21 protein-coding genes and 2 pseudogenes are annotated in these 17,771 nt (G+C 61.7%); 6 read left to right on the top strand and 17 right to left on the bottom strand.

Features of this window, described 5'->3' with window-relative positions; translation table 11 throughout:
• Positions 1-135: 135 nt before the first annotated feature.
• The 4 genes from EN804_RS13195 to EN804_RS37230 form a co-directional block, all read right to left on the bottom strand.
• Complete coding sequence (locus EN804_RS13195) at positions 136-588, bottom strand: MucR family transcriptional regulator (protein WP_127871458.1); 453 nt, start codon at positions 586-588, stop codon at positions 136-138.
• Positions 589-749: 161 nt separating this feature from the next.
• On the bottom strand, positions 750-953 hold the full coding sequence (locus EN804_RS13190; protein WP_127871457.1) for a hypothetical protein: 204 nt from the start codon (positions 951-953) through the stop codon (positions 750-752).
• Positions 946-1,872: a DMT family transporter gene (locus EN804_RS13185; protein WP_135919677.1), complete on the bottom strand. Its 927-nt coding sequence runs from the start codon at positions 1,870-1,872 to the stop codon at positions 946-948. The genes EN804_RS13190 and EN804_RS13185 overlap by 8 nt, the downstream gene beginning before the upstream one ends.
• Positions 1,873-1,917: 45 nt before the next feature.
• Positions 1,918-2,751 (bottom strand): hypothetical protein, encoded by an 834-nt coding sequence (locus tag EN804_RS37230; RefSeq protein WP_167531202.1) that lies wholly within the window; start codon positions 2,749-2,751, stop codon positions 1,918-1,920.
• A 112-nt stretch (positions 2,752-2,863) separates the two neighbouring features.
• Here EN804_RS37230 and EN804_RS13170 point away from each other — a divergent pair, with 112 nt between their 5' ends.
• Complete coding sequence (locus EN804_RS13170; protein WP_135883298.1) at positions 2,864-3,823, top strand: LysR substrate-binding domain-containing protein; 960 nt, start codon at positions 2,864-2,866, stop codon at positions 3,821-3,823.
• 84 nt (positions 3,824-3,907) lie between these two features.
• Here EN804_RS13170 and EN804_RS13165 read toward each other — a convergent pair whose 3' ends face one another.
• Complete coding sequence (locus EN804_RS13165) at positions 3,908-4,420, bottom strand: DinB family protein (protein ID WP_127279523.1); 513 nt, start codon at positions 4,418-4,420, stop codon at positions 3,908-3,910.
• A gap of 66 nt (positions 4,421-4,486) precedes the next feature.
• Here EN804_RS13165 and EN804_RS13160 point away from each other — a divergent pair, with 66 nt between their 5' ends.
• On the top strand, positions 4,487-5,179 hold the full coding sequence (locus tag EN804_RS13160; protein ID WP_135919675.1) for a glutathione S-transferase family protein: 693 nt from the start codon (positions 4,487-4,489) through the stop codon (positions 5,177-5,179).
• Positions 5,180-5,260: 81 nt separating this feature from the next.
• Here the strand turns inward: EN804_RS13160 and EN804_RS13155 are convergent, their stop codons facing one another.
• Positions 5,261-5,509, bottom strand: coding sequence for a DUF2934 domain-containing protein (locus EN804_RS13155; RefSeq protein ID WP_135919673.1), 249 nt, complete (start codon positions 5,507-5,509; stop codon positions 5,261-5,263).
• Positions 5,510-5,788: 279 nt separating this feature from the next.
• On the opposite strand from EN804_RS13155, the gene ndk reads away from it, so the two are divergent.
• Positions 5,789-6,211 carry a nucleoside-diphosphate kinase gene (gene ndk, locus EN804_RS13150; RefSeq protein ID WP_135919671.1) on the top strand — a complete coding sequence of 141 codons (423 nt, stop codon included), beginning with the start codon at positions 5,789-5,791 and terminating at the stop codon, positions 6,209-6,211.
• Positions 6,212-6,274: 63 nt separating this feature from the next.
• Here ndk and EN804_RS13145 read toward each other — a convergent pair whose 3' ends face one another.
• From EN804_RS13145 to uvrC, 5 genes are all read right to left on the bottom strand, one after another.
• Positions 6,275-7,039: a YbaY family lipoprotein gene (locus EN804_RS13145; protein ID WP_135919669.1), complete on the bottom strand. Its 765-nt coding sequence runs from the start codon at positions 7,037-7,039 to the stop codon at positions 6,275-6,277.
• Positions 7,040-7,116: 77 nt separating this feature from the next.
• Positions 7,117-7,599, bottom strand: coding sequence for a molybdenum cofactor biosynthesis protein MoaE (locus EN804_RS13140; RefSeq protein WP_127281087.1), 483 nt, complete (start codon positions 7,597-7,599; stop codon positions 7,117-7,119).
• Between the two features lie 4 nt (positions 7,600-7,603).
• Positions 7,604-7,861: a molybdopterin converting factor subunit 1 gene (gene moaD, locus EN804_RS13135; RefSeq protein WP_127281088.1), complete on the bottom strand. Its 258-nt coding sequence runs from the start codon at positions 7,859-7,861 to the stop codon at positions 7,604-7,606.
• A 1-nt stretch (position 7,862) separates the two neighbouring features.
• Positions 7,863-8,459 (bottom strand): CDP-diacylglycerol--glycerol-3-phosphate 3-phosphatidyltransferase, encoded by a 597-nt coding sequence (gene pgsA, locus EN804_RS13130; protein ID WP_010915213.1) that lies wholly within the window; start codon positions 8,457-8,459, stop codon positions 7,863-7,865.
• Between the two features lie 97 nt (positions 8,460-8,556).
• A complete protein-coding gene (gene uvrC / locus EN804_RS13125; RefSeq protein ID WP_135919667.1) occupies positions 8,557-10,641 on the bottom strand; it encodes an excinuclease ABC subunit UvrC in 2,085 nt (694 codons plus the stop codon).
• A 417-nt stretch (positions 10,642-11,058) separates the two neighbouring features.
• Here uvrC and EN804_RS13120 point away from each other — a divergent pair, with 417 nt between their 5' ends.
• Positions 11,059-11,583, top strand: a complete 525-nt coding sequence (locus EN804_RS13120) for a hypothetical protein (protein WP_127280667.1) — start codon at positions 11,059-11,061, stop codon at positions 11,581-11,583.
• 363 nt (positions 11,584-11,946) lie between these two features.
• On the opposite strand, the gene EN804_RS13115 is transcribed toward EN804_RS13120, so the two are convergent.
• Entirely contained in the window at positions 11,947-12,711 is a 765-nt protein-coding gene (locus EN804_RS13115) for an SDR family oxidoreductase (RefSeq protein WP_135919665.1), read from the bottom strand.
• 412 nt (positions 12,712-13,123) lie between these two features.
• Between EN804_RS13115 and EN804_RS13110 the strand changes: the two genes are divergently transcribed.
• Complete coding sequence (locus EN804_RS13110; protein ID WP_127280635.1) at positions 13,124-13,780, top strand: outer membrane protein; 657 nt, start codon at positions 13,124-13,126, stop codon at positions 13,778-13,780.
• A 65-nt stretch (positions 13,781-13,845) separates the two neighbouring features.
• Here the strand turns inward: EN804_RS13110 and EN804_RS13105 are convergent, their stop codons facing one another.
• Together EN804_RS13105 and EN804_RS13100 are read right to left on the bottom strand one after the other, a co-directional pair.
• Positions 13,846-14,442: a glutathione S-transferase gene (locus tag EN804_RS13105; RefSeq protein WP_127871450.1), complete on the bottom strand. Its 597-nt coding sequence runs from the start codon at positions 14,440-14,442 to the stop codon at positions 13,846-13,848.
• 433 nt (positions 14,443-14,875) lie between these two features.
• Positions 14,876-15,286 (bottom strand): hypothetical protein, encoded by a 411-nt coding sequence (locus tag EN804_RS13100; protein WP_189343621.1) that lies wholly within the window; start codon positions 15,284-15,286, stop codon positions 14,876-14,878.
• Positions 15,287-15,926: 640 nt separating this feature from the next.
• Between EN804_RS13100 and EN804_RS13095 the strand changes: the two genes are divergently transcribed.
• Positions 15,927-16,235, top strand: a complete 309-nt coding sequence (locus EN804_RS13095; protein ID WP_127280633.1) for a transcriptional regulator — start codon at positions 15,927-15,929, stop codon at positions 16,233-16,235.
• Here the strand turns inward: EN804_RS13095 and EN804_RS13090 are convergent.
• From EN804_RS13090 to EN804_RS13080, 3 genes and pseudogenes are all read right to left on the bottom strand, one after another.
• Positions 16,201-16,605, bottom strand: a pseudogene (locus EN804_RS13090) (LysE family translocator); the annotation flags it as partial. The gene EN804_RS13095 and the pseudogene EN804_RS13090 sit on opposite strands and share 35 nt — an antisense overlap.
• A 159-nt stretch (positions 16,606-16,764) precedes the next feature.
• Positions 16,765-17,164, bottom strand: a pseudogene (locus EN804_RS13085) (EamA family transporter); the annotation flags it as partial.
• Positions 17,165-17,198: 34 nt separating this feature from the next.
• Positions 17,199-17,651: a hypothetical protein gene (locus EN804_RS13080; RefSeq protein WP_127871448.1), complete on the bottom strand. Its 453-nt coding sequence runs from the start codon at positions 17,649-17,651 to the stop codon at positions 17,199-17,201.
• Positions 17,652-17,771: the final 120 nt, after the last annotated feature.

Below are 17,771 nucleotides of genomic sequence, written 5' to 3'. Positions count from 1 at the left end.
GCCGCGCTTTTGCACTGGACATCAACGCTTCGCAAGACCTTGCGGGCCAGTTGGCCGCACAAGGCCTGGAAACGGCGCGCACAATGCGCCGCCAGAGCAGGCGATCAGTGACCTGCGATACCGGCCAGAAAGGCCTCAGGCAGTGGCCTTGCCACGCTTTGTCGCCTTGGCCACGACCGCCGGCGCAGCGACCGGCTTGCGGCCAAGTCCCGTCGATTTCGCCAGCGCCGACCGGGTCGCCGAGTAATTCGGCGCGACCATCGGATAGTCCGGCGGCAAGCCCCATTTGGCCCGATAGTCATCCGGGCTCAAACCGTAGTCCGTCCTGAGGTGTCGCTTGAGCGACTTGAACTTCTTTCCGTCCTCCAGGCAGATGATGTAGTCGGGAAACACCGACTTTTTCGGATTTACGGCCGGAACAAGGCTCGGGCTTTCCACGACGGCCGCACCAGCCAGCTTTCGGACCGAGGCGCTGACGCTGGCAATCAGGTCAGGCAGGCCGGAAGCCGGAAGCGGATTGTTGCCTACATAGGCCGAGACAATATCGGCGGTCAGCTCGATAACGGTCTTATCCTCGATATTTGACAATTCTTTCACCCTATCTGCGACAAAGTCATCTACCCCAGTAAAGACTTTTGTCGATGTATCTCTTTAACCGCGCCCCCCAACGGGCCGCCAAATCCCAAAACGAATCAAGACTTGGCATCAACTACTTTTATGAGAAATCGACGTCGTGCAAATTAGAAAATCTAATACTTGGAGGTGGCAGACTTGGTTGGGCGGCTGTCGGCCAATATCTCAAGAATACGCTTCCAGCGGGCACAACGCCCGAAATCCTTCTGTTCAATCGCCTTTTCGGCCTTCATTGCGGCGTAAAGCGGTGCCTCGGCGCCAAATTCCTTGATCAGCCAATGCGCTTCCTGCCTGGCGAGACGTTCATTGTCATCAAACATAGTCTTGCGCCTCCGAACGCTCCAGACCGACCGCGACACAACTGCCGATCACGAGAATGGCTCCGGCAATGGCGGTGGTCGTCAGCCGTTCGCCGGACAACGTCAACAGCAGCGTCGAAGCAATCGGCGTGAGATAGGCGACGACAGCCACCTTGCCGCTGCCTCCGAGCTTCAAGGCGCGTGACCAGAAGTAATAACCCAGCCCCATCGGGCCAGCGCCGAGATAAAGCCCGAGGGCCAGATCCACCCCGCTGGGCCAGGCGACGCCTTCGCGAGCCGACCATACAAGCGTCAAGGCGACGCCGACCAGCGCGGAGGGCAGCAACAGGCGGTCCGGCGACGTGGCGAGCCGCCCCACCATCACCGAATAGAAAGCCATGCACAGCGCGGACCCGAATGCGGCCGAATAGCCGGCGAGATCACCCTGGAACCAGGTGCGGTCACGCCCTCCCGAAATCACCAGCGCGACGCCGACGAAGCCAAGGGCCGCGGCAATGCCCAGCAAGGCCGGACGCCGGGGATTGTCGAAGGCGATCACTGCCGCGGCAACCATCAAGGGCCAGGTGTAGGCCACGAGATTGGCTTCGATCACCGGCATCGAGGCAAAGGCGATATATTGCAGCACCATGGTGCCGACCAGACCGATAAAGCCGACCGCGAGCGGCACCAGCGCGGTGCTTGCCGTGGCCGTCGCGGCTTTCTCGCGGCTCATCGACCGGATGACCGCGAAGACCAGGGCGGCCCCCACAAATTGCAGGAACTGCACCTGCGACACCGGGTGACTGGCCAGCAGGGACTTGCCGACCAGCGCATTTGTCGACCACAACGCCACCGCCCCGGCAGCGAAGACCAGCGCGGATATCGAGCCCGATCCATGCAGAAGGAATCGGCATAGGCCCCTATCTCTGCGTTCGACCATGATCCCGTCCGAAAACCGGTCTCCACTTTTTGGGATCATGGGTCGCTACCATGACTCCCTGGCTCCACCCGGAACCGGCGCTTCGGCGGGGGCCGGCGTCGGATGTTCGGCCTCGAACCGGCGATAGGCCGGCAGCTGGTTTTGCCACACATCTTCGGCCAGCTCGTTGACCCACTCGCGGTCGTGATCGTTGTCGGCGGCAAGGTAGAACATCCTGTTGTCGTCGACATAGGGCTTGGCCACGGAGCGCTGGTTGAGCACCAGCGTGACGCGCTCGCCGAACTGGATCGGCGCCGTGCGATGCAGGACGCCGAGGAACTGCCCGAGCGTCGCATAGTTCATCTTGTGATCGATGCGCATGATGCGGTTGCGCGGAATCTCGCGGCCGGATTCGAGGATGGCGCGGCCGGTCTCGGAATCGTCGCAATAGATTTCGAGATGGCCGCCGACCAGCGGATCGCTGATCGACAGCGGAATGAGCTCAGTGACCGGAACGCCGTCGCAATGCCATTCGACGGCGCCATCCCTGGGATTCATGAAGGTGACTGTCGAACCGACGATCGACAGCGGATAGGGCTCCAGCTTCGTGCCCATCATGTCGGACAGCCGTTCCAGGCGCAACTTGTCGTTCAGCAACTCCTTGATTTCGGGAATGAAACGGTCCGCGCCTGTGATGAAGGTCAGATCGAGGTGCTTGTGCACGGCATGGCTGGCCTTGAGCTTCAGGGCGGCCTCCTCGATCGCGGCAAGCAGAGCCGGATCATAGCCATGCCGATACTGCGCAACGCCGAAGCTCGACACTTTCCAGGCGGTTTCGTGGCCGATAATGGCCTCGCGGCTCATCGCATAGCGCAGTTCGGGTACGGTATGTGCGTTCATTGTACTTCTCCAAGTGGGGGGCAAACACTTGGTTAACAGTCGATTAAATTAGCCCCCCCTGTAAAATTAGGAATGCTAGTGCTACCCTAAGCCCAGCTTAAGGTCGAAAGCCGTGCGTCTGCTCAGTCAGGTCAACCTCAATTCGCTGAAAATCGTGGAGAGTGCTGCGAGGCACGGGAATTTCACGCGTGCCGGCGAAGAGCAGTTCATCACCGCTTCGGCGGTCAGCCAGCGCGTCAAGAGCCTGGAGGACCAGTTGCGCTTCAAGATTTTCCAGCGCGGCGGCAATGCGGTGTCGCTGACACCGGAGGGCGAAACCTATGTCTCGCGCGTTCGTGAGGCGCTGGAGCGGATTGTCGCCGCCAGCATGGAAGCGACCGGGCAATCACAGGAACATGTGCTGAAGATATCGGTGCTGCCGACATTTGCCGCGCGCTGGCTGTTTCCGCGCCTGCCGCTGTTCCAGCAGCAACATCCCGATATCGTGATGCGGGTTTCGACCTCATACGCGACGCATGAGTTCACGACTTCCGAATTCGATCTCGAAATCCGCTATGGCGACGGCCACTTCAACGGGCTGCCATCCGACCTGCTGTTTCAGGAAGACCTGACACCGGTGTGCAGCCGCAAATTGTTCCACGAGGTTCTCGGCGACAAGCCGGTGTCAAAGGTGACACCGGACGACCTTAAGCACTTCACGCTGCTGCATTCCGACACCTGCACGCAGAACTGGCAATCCTGGCTTGGTTTCGCTGGTGCCAGTTTTGTGCTCAGCGAGACCAAGAGCATCTATTTCGACTCGTGCATGATGTCCTACGAGGCGGCCAACGCCGGAATGGGTTTTGCCGTTGCCAACCGCGCCTATATGGCCAGCGATATCCGCGCCGAGAGGCTGGTCGCTCCCTTTGCCGTACATCATCCGAACACGGCCGGTTGGTACTTTGTCTCGCCGCACAAGGGCCTTGCCGCACGCAAGATGCTGCTGTTCAAGCAATGGGTGATGGCGGAAGCGGCCATGACGCAACGCCAGTTGGACAACGAAATTGCGGACTTGGCTTCAGAGGCTGTCTGAAATTCGCATTGGTCCTCATTTGTCGCGCCCAGGGCAAAAAATGCGCGATCATCCGTCGTCCAATTCGAATTGAAGCCCTATGGATTAAGCGAAAGCCCTTCCCTCCTCGGTGCGCTGGAAATGCGCCAGATCGAGCGGCACGGAGGGGCGGCCCAGAACCGTCAGGATCATATGCGCCTGGCCGCGGTGATGGGTCTGGTGGTTGAAGACATGAGCCAGCGCGGGCGCCAGGCGCTGCGAGACGGTGCGCATATCCGAAACGGTCATATAGGTGAAGCGACCCGACAGCGCTTTGTCGTCCAGGCCGCCGAGCCAGTCGATCATCCGCCGGTCCTCCGCCTCGCGCGCGGTCCTCAAGACGGGCAAGGCCCGGTGCAATATGGCGTCCAATGTCGTCGGCGCGATGCCTTCGCCGGTGAAGCGCTTCATCCAGATGCGATCGGCGGCGAGCAGGTGGTTGAGCGTGCCCATCAGTGAACCGAAGAAAGCGCCGACGTCGCGATTGAATTCCTCATCGTTCAGATCGTCGGCGGCATCATAGATGCGGCCATTGGCCCATTGATTGTAGGCCGCAAACATCATGAAGTGCTGTTTCATCTTTTCTCCCGCCGCGCCCGTTTCGGGTTTCGGGGCGATACCTAGACCGCGAAGGGGCCGACGCCAATGACCATTCTGCTTTACGACCTGGTCGGACATGACGAGAGCCGCCCGTTCAGTCCGCATTGCTGGAAGGCAACGATGGCGCTGGCCCACAAGGGACTTGATATCTCGACCGCGCCGACGCGTTTTCTCGAAGTGCCGGCCATTGAAGGCGGTGTCTCAAAAACCGTTCCGGTCATCCGCGATGGCGACAAGGTCGTCATCGATTCCTTCGCCATCGCGCTCTATCTCGATGAGACCTATCCGGATCGCCCGACGCTGTTTGGCGGCGAAGGCGGCAAGGCGATGGCGCGCTTCATCGAACGCTGGTCGCAATTGACCATCCATCCTTATGTTACCACCGCGGCGCTCGTTGACCTTCATGCCATGCAAGACGAAGAGAACGCCTCGTATTTCCGCCAGAGCCGGGAGCAGCGCTTCGGCAAGCGGCTGGAGGACGTCGCCGCCGCACGCGACGCCGGCCTGGCAACCTTCCGGGCAGCGCTGGAGCCGCTGCGCTCCATGTTGAGCTACCAGCCATTCATCGGCGGCGCCTCGCCGCTGTTTGCCGACTATATCGTCTTCGGCGCGCTGCAATGGGCACGCATCGCCACGCCGTACAAATTGCTCGACGACAGCGACGTGGTGGCGCAATGGTTCACCCGCTGCCTCGACCTGCATGGCGGGCTGGGACGGAAGGTTGCGGCGGCGGCGTGACGGCCACAAGCGCCCGCCCTGGCAGAAAGGCAGTTTGAGCGCCGTCAACTGTCGCGAAGATCAGCGGCGGAACAGCTGGCCTTACTTGGCCGCCTTCTTTGGCTTGCTGGCTTTCGCGGCGGCCTTTTCCTTGGGAGCGGCTTTTGCCTTGCCGGCGCCAGATGCCTTCCTGGCTGGCTTCTTCTCCGCCGACCCCGCGTCCTCCCGATCGATGTCGGCGGCCGCCTGTTGCCAATGGCGTTCGTGGTGACCGGCCGGTTGCCCTTCTTCCTGCCAGATCTGGTGGGCGCGGTTGCGAATGCGCTCCTGACGATCGTCTGTCATGGTCATATTGTCTCCATGCGGGCCGACTTCAGCGCGGCGCCGACCGGGCGACTATAGCAAGCAAACCGTTGCTTTACAGCCGTCTGATCCCGCCTGCCCGCAGCGACCAGCCACGGAAGCCTGGCCGTTCGACGCTCGCTGTCGCTCCGGGCGTTCGTCGCTGGGAAAGCCAGGCAATTGGCTTTCCGCTCGCTGCGCGGACCCGCTCCTCACCCTCTTGGCAATAAGCCGGGCGGCTTGTATAGAGCCCGCCACTCTCAATTCAAATTCAGACAAGGACGACCCATGGCGCTCGAACGCACCTTCTCCATGATCAAGCCCGACGCAACGCGGCGCAACCTCACCGGCGCCATCACCAAGATGCTCGAAGACGCCGGTCTGCGCGTCATCGCCTCGCGCCGCGTTTGGATGAGCCGCCGCGAGGCGGAAGGCTTCTACGCCGTCCACAAGGAGCGGCCGTTCTTCGGCGAGCTGGTGGAATCCATGTCCTCGGGCCCGACCATCGTGCAGGTCCTTGAAGGCGAGAGCGCCATTACCAGGAACCGCGACGTGATGGGCGCCACCAACCCGGCCAACGCCGCCGAAGGTACCATCCGCAAGGTGCATGCGCTGTCGATCGGCGAGAACTCGGTGCACGGCTCCGACGCGCCGGAAACCGCCGCGCAGGAAATCAAGTACTGGTTCTCGGACACCGAAATCGTCGGCTGAGCCGACGGCATCAAATCCGATCTGGAAGGCCGGCGTTCAGCCGGCCTTTTTTCTGGAGTGCAATCAGCTCGCGGCGCTGAAGCGCAGGATTTCGCGCCCGTCCTTGTCTGAGATGGTGAGCTTGCCGGCATCGACCTTGTATGATGCCGCCTTGGCCAACGCATCGAACAGGGCTTTTTCCTCGGCCATCACATCGGGCGCGCAAGCTTTGTAAGTCGAACCGATATCCCCGATCGCGATCGCCTGGCCCTCGACCTTCGCCGTGGCAAAATAGATGTTGCAGGGACCGCTGCCACCGGCCTTGCCGGCCTCGCTGACCCTGAAGGTCGCCTGCGGCGCGGTGATGGCGCCAATGCCATCGACATAATCGACCACCCAGAGCTGATCAAAGATGGAAGCCGCCGTTTCCTTGCTGGGCGTAACCATCTTCAGCATGATGGTCTGCGGCGCGTCGGTCAGCGGATCGAACTGATGGCGCACATCGGAGATGAACATCAGCCTTCCGTCCACGGTGATCCGGGCCTGCAGCGCGTAGGTCATTTGCGGCCGGATGACGGAGGGGGCGAATTTTATCTCGAAGCTGATCGGCACCTGGCCGGCGGGCTTGATCTTCTGTTGCCCGATGATCTTGGCCGGCGCGTCGGCCAACGAGACGTCGGCGAGCTCGACGGAGAGCACGGCGCTGGGCGGCAAGGCGATGCGCTCGCGATAGATCACCTCGCCCCTCACCGCCTTTTCCGCGGCAACGGACAGCTCCGGAACCGCCAGGATACCGACGACCAACGGCACCAAGCCGAAGACGAAGAATTCGGCGATCCTCTCCAGCATGACCGTCTCCCTTGCCCAATCAGTCACGTCACCAGTTGGCAGAAGGATTGCGGTGGTTCCGTGACGCCTGCACGGTATTATTCGGACGGCGGTCGCTTCCAGCGCCGGGCTGCCTGGGCGTCGGTTTCCTTAGCCTCGACCCAGCCCCCCTCGGAGCCGTCGGTGCGATGTTCCTTCTTCCAGAAGGGGGCACGCGACTTGAGGTAGTCCATGAGGAAGTCCGCCGCCTCGAATGCCGCCTGGCGGTGCGCCGAAGCGGCCACCACCAGGACGATGTTGTCCCCCGGCGCGATCTTGCCATGGCGATGTATGACGGTGAGGCCTTGCAGCGGCCAGCGCTCGGTGGCTTCGGCAGCGATACGCCCGATCTCGGCTTCAGCCATGCCGGGATAGTGCTCGAGTTCGAGTGCCGAGAGCGCGCCCTGCTCATCGCGGCACAGGCCGGAGAAGGTGACCACCGCGCCAATGTCGGCGCGGCCTTGCGTCAGCCCGGCGATCTCGGCGGCAACGTCGAAATCCTGGCGCTGGATGCGCACGGTCGGCACCAGGACGGCCGACATGATGTCAGCCTCCGGTCATCGGCGGGAACAGCGCGATCTCGCGTGCACCCGATATCTTCTCGCGATGGTCGACATGTTCCTGGTTGATGGCGACGCGGATCACATCGGGATATTGCAGCGCGTGTTGGTAACCTTCGCCGCGCGATTGCAGCCAGCGCAAGAGGTCGGCGACCGTCTCGATGCCGGCGGGCAGTTCGACATCTTCTTCCGATGTGCCGATACGTTCGCGAACCCAGGCGAAATAGATGAGACGGGTCGTCATCTCACTCGTCCATGATGTGCTTGAGGCCGGCGCGGAAATAGTCGTAGCCGGTGTAGAGCGTCACGAGGGCCGCGATCCACAGCAGCACCAGGCCGGTCTGCGTGGTCAGCGGAAAGATCTTGTCACCGGCCGGTCCCGCCAGGAGGAAGGCGATGGCGACCATCTGGATGGTGGTCTTCCACTTGGCAAGCTGCGTCACTGGCACCGAGACCTTGAGTGCCGCCAGATATTCGCGCAGGCCCGAGACCAGGATTTCGCGACACAGGATGATGATCGCCGCCCACAGCGACCAGCCGGCGATCCCGGCGTGACGGTCGGTGTCAGCCGCAAGCAGCAAGAGGCACGTGGCGACCAGCAGCTTGTCGGCGATCGGATCGAGCATCTTGCCGATGTTGGAGGTCTGCTGCCAGGCACGCGCAAAATAGCCGTCGAAATAATCGGTGACGGACGCCAGCAGGAAAATGACCAGCGCCGACCAGCGAGCGAAGTCGCTCGATTTCAGATGGCCCTCCAGAAAAAAGCACAGCACGACCAGCGGCACCGCGATGATGCGGGCGTAGGTCAACATGTTAGGCAGGTTAAACGCGCGCTGGGCCATGTCTGGTGGACTCTTTCTGCCTGCGTACTCAAATCAGAAGCGGATGTAGGGGGTCAACAGGCCAGATTCGACTGGCCAGATGAAAGTGGCGATTTTTTCAACTCTCGTGGAAGTGATTGTAGACCAGTTTCGCCACCTGTTCGGAGATGCCGTCGACCTTCCTCAGATCCTCCACCGCGGCCCGGCTGACCGCCTTGGCGGTGCCGAAATGCAAGAGAAGCGCGCGCTTGCGGCCGGGACCGATGCCGACGATTTCGTCGAGCGGGCTCTTGACCATTTCCTTCTTGCGGCGGGCCCGGTGCGAACCGATGGCGAAACGGTGGACCTCGTCGCGCAGGCGCTGGACGAAATAGAGCACGGGATCGCGCACGGGCAGCGAAAACGAGTCTCTGCCCTTGACGAAGAAGCGCTCGCGGCCTGCATCGCGGTCCTGCCCCTTGGCGATGCCGATGGCGACGACGCGGTCCTCGATGCCGAGATCGGAAAGGATCTTGCGCACCGCCGTCATCTGGCCCTGGCCACCGTCGATCAGGATGACGTCGGGCCAGGCAGGGAAGCTTCCGGAGATATCGTCTTCGATATCGTCGCCCGCCTCGACTGCCGCTGCCTCGCCCCCTGCCGCATCGTCGGCAAGGACAACATCGCCATGCTCCTTGAGCAGTCGCGAAAATCGCCGCTCCATCACTTCGCGCATCATACCGAAATCGTCGCCCGGCGTGATCTCCGTCGAGCGTATGTTGAATTTCCGGTACTGGTTCTTCACAAAGCCTTCCGGCCCCGCGACGACCATGGCGCCGACGGCGTTGGTGCCCATGATGTGCGAGTTGTCGTAGACCTCGATGCGCACCGGCGGCTTTGACAGGCCGAAGGTCTCGGCGAAACCGGCAAGCAGCCGCGCTTGCGTCGAGGTCTCGGCCAGCCGGCGGCCAAGCGCCTCACGCGCATTCTGCAAGGCGTTGTCGGTCAGGTCCTTTTTCTCGCCGCGCTGCGGCACCGAGATCGTCACCTTGCGGCCGGCGCGGGTCGAGAGCGCCTCGGCCAGCAGTTCCTGGTCCTCGACGGTCTGCGACAAGAGGATGGCACGCGGTGTCGGCTTGTCGTCATAGAACTGCGCCAGGAACGAGCCCAGCACTTCCGATCCCTCCAGCGCCGGATCGGCCTTTGGGAAATAGGCGCGGTTGCCCCAGTTCTGGCCGGTGCGGAAGAAGAACACCTGGATGCAGACCTGGCCGCCTTCCTGGTGGATGGCGAACACATCGGCCTCGTCGACGGTCGCCGGGTTGATGCCCTGATGGCTCTGCACGTGCGACAAGGCCGCCAGCCGGTCGCGATAGATGGCGGCTCGCTCGAAATCGAGGTCTTGCGAAGCCTGCTGCATGGCAGCCGAAATCTCGGTCTTCACCTTCTGGCTGCGGCCGGACAAAAAATCCTTCGCTTCGTCGACAAGCTCGGCATAACCCTCATGCGAGATTTCGCCGGTGCACGGACCGGCGCAGCGCTTGATCTGGTAGAGCAGGCATGGCCGCGTGCGGTTCTCATAGAAGGAATTGGTGCAGCTTCTGAGCAGAAAGGCGCGCTGCAGGGAATTGATGGTGCGGCCAACGGCACCGGCCGAGGCAAAGGGGCCGAAATAGTCGCCCTTGCGCGACCGCGCGCCGCGATGCTTGTAGATGCCGGGCGAGACATGGTCGCCGGTCAAAAGGATATACGGAAACGACTTGTCATCCCGCATCAGCACATTGAATCGCGGCCGCAAACGCTTGATGAGATTGGCTTCGAGCAGCAGCGCCTCGATCTCGGTGCGGGTGACGACGAACTCCATCGTCGACGTCTCGCGCACCATGCGGCCGATGCGGTTGGTGTGGAATCTGCCTTGCGCGTAGTTGGTGACACGCTTCTTCAGGCTGCGCGCCTTGCCGACATAAAGCACGTCGCCGGCGGCGTTCATCATCCGGTAGACGCCGGGCGCATTGGGCAGCCGCTTGACCAGCGTCTGGATCACCTCGGCACCCACCATGCCTTCGGCATCGCCGGCATGCGGCGTCCAGTCGATTGCCGTGAACGCCACATCCGGGCCGACCGGTTCGACGATCTCCTCGATCGCCTCATCCTCGAGGTCGATTTCAGGAGGCAAATCATCGGCGCCGCCACGCGGCTTGCTCTTGTGGTCTAAGGGACTCATTCCTTCATGCCTGTCACATCCGGCGCCCAATAGGACACGCCCGAACTACTCGCCGTTTCAAATCTTTACAGCGACCGCACCGGTTTCTCCGGGACTAATTCCTGGGCTTTCCTTCACGGGTTTATCACAGCCTCCCTTCCGGGACACCGCCGCCAGATCGTCATGCGTGACCTGGGCATATTTCACCGTGGTGTCAATGCTGGAGTGGCGGGACAGTCCTTGGAACGACCGTTGGTTGCCTCTCCCGGCGACAGCAGCATTGACCCGATACCGCAAATTAATGACCGAGTTCAACCACCTCGGACGAACCGAGCGGTTGGCCAGCGCTCCTCCCCTAGGTCCAACTATCCAGGCATGGGGCAGCCGACTACGATGCCCAAGTGATAGATACTTCAACTTACTCACGAGGGAAATGTTATGCGAAAGTTCATGACGCTCATCGCGGTCACGTCGGTAGCTCTTTCGTCTGCGATGGCTGCCTATGCCCAGACAGAGAATCCCCTCCCAAAGGCCAGCGATGTCCTGGTCAAATATGGAGACGTCCAAGGCTGGACAGTTTACACCAATCAAACCCGCGGCGATTGCTTGCTCGTCCACTCGGACGGCCCAAGTTCGGTTCAAATGGGGGTTACCGCGAATCGGGAGGTCGGGTATCTCGGCGTGTTCACGACGGTGGATATCGGCCTCCAGAACGGGAAGCAGTCGGATATCTTCGTTTCTATCGACGGCCATCTCTACAAGGGAGTGGCCACCACCACGAACGGAATACTCAAGGGCGGATATTCTGGCGGCTACATCTTGACCGACGACCCGAAATTCAAGCGTGACGTGGCGAAGAGATATAAAATGATCGTGTTTCCTGAGACCAAGGGAGCCTTTGTCGTCGATCTGAAGGGGACTTACAAAGCAATGGCAATGGCGCGCAAGTGCCTCAAGCATTGAGCGCCGGCCCAGCAACGTTCCACCCATCTCGGCCATTGGCTGCTGCTGGCTGACTGGACTTTTGAAGCCGGAACCAGCGTATGACGCCTGAGAGCCGGATGTTGACGCGTCCGGTTCAGGGGCAGTCGGGCGTGGGGACACCTGTGACCCCTTCCGTCCAACCGCATATTACGCGGCACCGTGCTTGGGCAAGTGCCGACATTGGCGGCATGCCGGAGCCGCTCAGCGCTGCAGGTCGGGAGTGCTGCCGAACAGCCCCGGGGAGCGCCATCGTCAGAGACTTTTTCCAGAAGCCACAATCGTCGGGACAGCCCGGTTGTGCTTTTAGCCGATCAAATTAGACCCCAACAAGGATTTCGACTGCTATTCCGCCATGCCTGTCACATCGGGCGTCTGCCATGCAAGATGCTGGCCGCCATCGAGCGCGATCATCTGGCCGGTGACCGAGCGCGTCTCCCACAGATAGCGGATGGTGGCGCCGAATTCCGGCAATTCCGGGCCGCGCTTCAGAATCAGGCCGGCGACCTGCGCGTCAAAATCCGCATCGTCCTGGCGCGCGTTCTTCAGCGTCGGGCCCGGCCCGATCGCATTGACGCGGATGCGGGGCCCGAGCGCCTGTGCCAACATCTGCGTCTGGGTCCACAATGCCGATTTCGACAACGCATAGGAAAAATAGCGCGGCGTCGGCCGCCAGACGCGCTGGTCGATGATGTTGACGATCAGCCCCTCCCGCCCCTCCGGCAAGGAACGGGCGAAGGTCTGCGCCAACAGCGCCGGCGTCTTCACATGAATGGCGAAGTGGCGGTCCCAGGCGTGCCAGTCGAAATCTTCCACTGAATCGTCGACGAAGAGCGAAGCATTGTTGACCAGCAGCGAGATCGGGCCCAGCGCGGCTTCCGCCTGGCCGACGAGCTCGCTGACGGCGTCCATGTCGGTCAGATCAGCCGCAACCACGGCGGCGCGGCCGCCCGACCGGTTAATCCCCTCGGCCACCGCATCCGCCTCATCGTGCGAGCGGTTGGAGTGGATGGCGACCGCAAAACCATGGCTGGCGAGGTCCTCGACGATCGCCTTGCCGATCCGTTTCGCTCCACCGGTCACCAGCGCCACGGCAGTGGCTTTGCTCATCTGTTGTCAATCCTCAATTTCGGCCCGAAAACGCGACGCCGGCGAAATATGGCCCGGCATGCGTTAAATGGTGTTCGCACCTGGGGCAGCATTGTGGCGAAGTGCCCGTTCGGCATGCCGAGCCCTCTTGGACTCGGAACCGCCGGACAGCAATATAGGACGCTGGACTCCTTGCACCAAGCGGTGTGCAGCGCAGCATAAACTGGCTGCTGACATTTCGCTGTTGCGAAGATGCAACGTCAAGGTTCTGCCTCATTCGTGCCGGGGAATGACCCAAGTTCAGGTTCGGTTCAGCCGCATTTTGACACGACATTTGGAACCGACGAACGCCAGACCCGTTTCACCCCCCGGACGGGTTGATGGCGATCGTGAGAAACAAGCCTGTGTCCTGTGGCTTAAGGAGTAAAGAACAATGCAAGCCAATCTCAAATTCGCACGGCCGCTGGCTGTCGCAATCGGGCTCTTCGCCCTCGGTGGTACCGCTTATGCAGCGGACGTCGTTCAGGAAGAGCCGCCGGCACCCGCTCCGGTTGCCGAACTTCCGGTCGCTTCGTGGGCCGGCCCTTATGCCGGTATCAACCTCGGCTACGGCTTCAGCGGCAAGACCAAGGAAAAGGATCTTGGGTTCTCGACCGACACCAAGGGTTTCGACGGCAGTGTCTTCGGCGGCTACCAATGGCAGCAGGAGAACTTCGTGTACGGCGGTGAAGCCGAACTCGGCTACAACGGCGTCAAGGGTGACGACAATGGTATCCACTCCAAGGGTGGCTTCGAAGGTTCGCTGCGTGCCCGTCTGGGCTATGCCGTGACCCCGGAAATCCTGCTCTACGGCACCGGCGGTCTCGCCGGCAGAAGCCTGAAAGTGGAAGACTCCGACCTCCTCGCCAGCGACACCGCTACGATGATCGGCTGGACCGCCGGCGTCGGCACCGACATCAAGCTGACCGACAACGTGTTCGGCCGCGTCGAGTATCGCTACACCGACTTCGGCTCGAAGAGCTTCGACGGTATCGGCAAGGTCAAGGCGACGGACAACCGCGTCACCTTCGGCCTCGGTATGAAGTTCTAAGTCCGTCCAAGCCACGACACGAAAAAGCCGGGCCTCGCGCCCGGCTTTTTTATTGCGGGTCGTTTTTAGGCGGGAACCGCCGACTTCAGCTCCGGGAATTTTTCGTCGAAGCGTGCGGCCCAGCGAGTCAACCGGCCGCGGCCCTTTTCCCATTTCCCGGCGAAGCGCAAAGAGAGATAGCCAAGGCAGGCACGCAACGCCATCTGACCGGCCGTGATCTTCTTCGGCAGTTTTGGCGGATTGGCATTGAGCAAATCGAGTGCGGCGGTGATCTTCGCCCACTGGCGGTCAAGCCAGGGTTGATAAACCATTTCGTCGGGCCGGGTGCGGCGCTCATAGACCATCGACAGCGCGCAATCGCAGATACCGTCGGCCAGCGCCTCCAGCACTTCCGCTTCCAGACGCTTGTCGGGATTGCGTGGAAACAACGCGTTCTTCGAAATCCGGTTGAGGTGCTGGGTGATGGCTCGGCTGTCGTGAACAGAACGGCCATCGTCGAGCACCAGCACCGGGATCTTGCCGAGCGGATTGGCGCCGATCAGTTCGGCCGGCCTGTCCTCGGTCTTGACCGGCACCTCATCGATGGCGATCCCGGCATAGGCCGCGGCCATCCTTACCTTGGAGCTGTAGGGAGAGGTGGACGCGTAGAGCAGCTTCGGCATGATCGGTTTCCTGTTTGCGGACATCCAGTGTCGACCGCGGGGCTGTTGCGATCAATTGCCAGAGTGCAAAAAAACAGCAGCCAGAAACCGGCCGCGGTCTCCGTCCTGGCATCACCACAAGCCTGAAAGCAGCAGCCTGGAAAGCATCAGCAGGCACGACGGCAAGCCGCTGGAATTCGAACCTGCATTCACACTTCACAGGCGCCCATACTTCAGAGGCGCCAGAAGCCGTGCCGTGACCTTCGCCAACCACGGCAGGAGCGAAAGAGTGGGGCGAGCGAGGCAGCCAACCGGCGCCTCGCTTTGCTTGCCCCTCGGCCCGTTACCGACGCTCAGCCCCGAAGGCTGAACCCGCTGCCGAATATGCTCCGACACAGAACGTCAGAGCGTCCTTGCCGTGTCCCGAAGGACACGTGACGCCCCAACGCTCCGTCTACTTCTTGGCCGGAGCCTTCGCTTTCGCAGGCGCTGCCTTTGCCTTCGGGGCGGCGGCTTTCTTCACCGCCGGCTTGGTTGCGGCTGCTGCTGCTTTCATGGCTGGCCTTGCCGCGGCCTTCGCGGCGGGCTTCGCCGCAGCCTTGGCGGGTGCTGCCTTCTTGGCTGCGGGCTTTGCCGCCGCCTTCGCCGCGGGCTTTGCAGCCGCTTTCGCCGCGGGCTTTGCCGCCGCCTTGGCCGCTGGCTTCTTCGCCGGTGCCGCCTTCGCTGCCGGCTTTGCCGCTGCCTTGGCGGGCGCTGCCTTCTTCACTGCCGGCTTCGCAGCAGCCTTGGCGGGCGCCGGCTTCTTGGCCGGTGCTGCTTTCGCTGCGGGCTTTGCCGCCGCCTTCGCAGGCGCTGCTTTCTTCACTGCCGTAGCGGCCTTCGCCGCGACTGCTTTTGCGGGTGCTTTCTTTGCCGGTGTCTTGGATGCCGGCGCTTTAGATGACTGCTTAGCCATGTCATGCCCCTTCACGTTATGCCGATGGCCGTGAATGACCCCGGCGCGCAATGCATATCTGACTCGCGTCTCGCTAGCCAGCGAAGCAATGGTATGATTTTCTCACCTTAAATTTTGGTTGCGATCGCCACACAATCACACTCATCACCGGAAAAATCCGCGGTTGATCTTCCGACATCGCCAGCAATTCGACATCGGCATTCGCGATGCGAGCTCGCCATCAAGCTCCGAAGATTAGCGAGCAACTTCACGCACGATCTTTGGTCGTGAAGATCATGACTTGCCGTTTCATCGAGGCGATCATCTTTTGCAAGAGAGCGGTCCGTGCGGATCACGAGCGCGATGCGACGCCCGATCTGAAGATCACCTTGTCAAGCATGTTTCGAGCAGCAGCTTTCTGATTGACAGAATACTCTGTATGACAGAGTATTCTGTCACGGAGTCCGATCGCGCCTTCGATTTCGGTCATACAAAGGCAAGTGACACCCGCTGGCAGGGATTGCCGAGTCACACGGCGACAGGCCAAGGCTTTGCCGCATTGGAGCCATTGATGAGCGCCGACGACATTATCCACCAGAGTACGCGTCTCAGGATCATGGCCGTCCTGAACACGCTGGAAAGGCGCGAGGCCTTGGAGTTCACCCAGTTGAAAGCCATGATCGAAGCCACCGACGGCAATCTCGGGGCACATCTCGACACACTGGCCAGAGCTGGCTATGTCGACATTGAAAAACTTTTTGTCGGGCGTCGGCCGCAGACACGGGTCAGCGCCACGACGGCAGGACGGCGGGCCTTTCGCGGTCACATCGCCTTTCTTCGCAAGATCATCGATCAGGCCGAGGCACAACGCAGGAAATAGCCCAGCGACGAAGCGAACATCGGCACGTGGCGACGACCGCGACGCCGGCGCCGATCATCACCCCGCCTGCCGCGCGGTTCACCCGTCGCACGATCCTGGGTGTTCGCAGCAGACTACGAGCGCGGCCGGCGAGAACGACGTGCCCGCCGATCACCACAATTTCGACAGCCAGGATCACCGCGATCAGGATGCCGAGATGCGCTGATGCGAGCGAGGTTCCGACGACGTTCGGCAGCAGCGCCACATAGAACAACGGCGTTTTCGGATTGCCGAGATTGAGTGCGACACCCGTGGCGAAGATCGACAGCAGCCCCCCGCCCGAGACAGGTTTCAGCTCCGGCACCACCGGCGCGGCGGTCCAGAGCCTGATGGTGGCAAGGTCCATGGAGGCTCCCGAAAGTGACTTGTTGCTCTCGGGTTTCGGCCTAGCCGAACCGGCCGTTGCCGGCATCAGAATAATCAGGATCGTCTCGACAATTGTCGATGGCAGCGGCATCGCAGCGTTTGTCGGCGAGCGTGAGCGTCGTCATCACGGCTGAAAGCCGAGACAAATGGCGCCGAGCGCGACGACGGCGCAGGCGCCGACCCGCCGGGGCGTCAGCGTCTCGCCGAGAAACAGCCGACCGATGAAGGCCGCGAAGACGACGCTGGTCTCGCGGATCGCGGTGATCGGACCGGCAGGACCGAGTGCGAAGGCCGCCACCACGACGCCATAGGCCAAAAGCGCGAACAGGCCGCCGCCCAGCGCCTTCCGTTTCCAGTGCCCGAGCATCGACGGCGAGCCTGCCGCGAAGAGCTACGAAGGTCGACGGCAGCAACAGGCCATAGGCCAGCAGGACCCAGGCGGTGTAGGCGCCGACATTGCCCGCCGCACGAACGCCAATCGCGTCGACCATCGCATAGGCGGCGATAATCGCCCCCGTTGCCAGGCGCGAAAAAGGATCGGAAAAGGAAGAAACGCGTTCAGCGCAAGACGCGGCAACGGCCGTTATAGACCATCCATCGATCGAAGCCCGAGACGCAGAACTCGACATTGTCGCCGATCGAGGCAAAGCCCTGGCCTTCCTCGATCAGATAGAAGATCGACCGATCCCGGCCATCCGACAGGCTGACGGTTGCCCGGCAATAGTGACGGCCGATCGGCCATTCCTCGCTCGCTTGCTCGTAGCGGTGCTGGCGAATGTCGCGAAAATCGGTGATAGCGACGTCGGGCAGATGCGGCACGTGATGCACCTGATAAGAGAACCGATCCGTGATCTTGCTCAGCACCCATGATTCGCCGCAGACGCTGCCATCGTCTTCAGTATAGACGGCGAGGTCAGCCGCCTTGACCGCCTGGGTGATCCCGAGAGGCGCGGCAAGCGGCGTGCAGAGCGAAATCAGGGCAGCAAGTGCGGATTTGGCGAAGCGAGTCATGGCAGCCTCTCAAGGTCGATTGCACGCACTGTGCGGATTCGCTTGACGGCGGTCAAGCGGTTGCCGAAACAATGGTTTCCAGAAACCGGTGCCGGACAGTTGCTGCAAGCAGCAATGCAC

It is taken from the genome of Mesorhizobium sp. M8A.F.Ca.ET.161.01.1.1 (genome assembly GCF_004792105.1).
Classification (GTDB): Bacteria; Pseudomonadota; Alphaproteobacteria; order Rhizobiales; family Rhizobiaceae; genus Mesorhizobium.
This window is presented reverse-complemented; position numbering and strand designations above follow the sequence as displayed.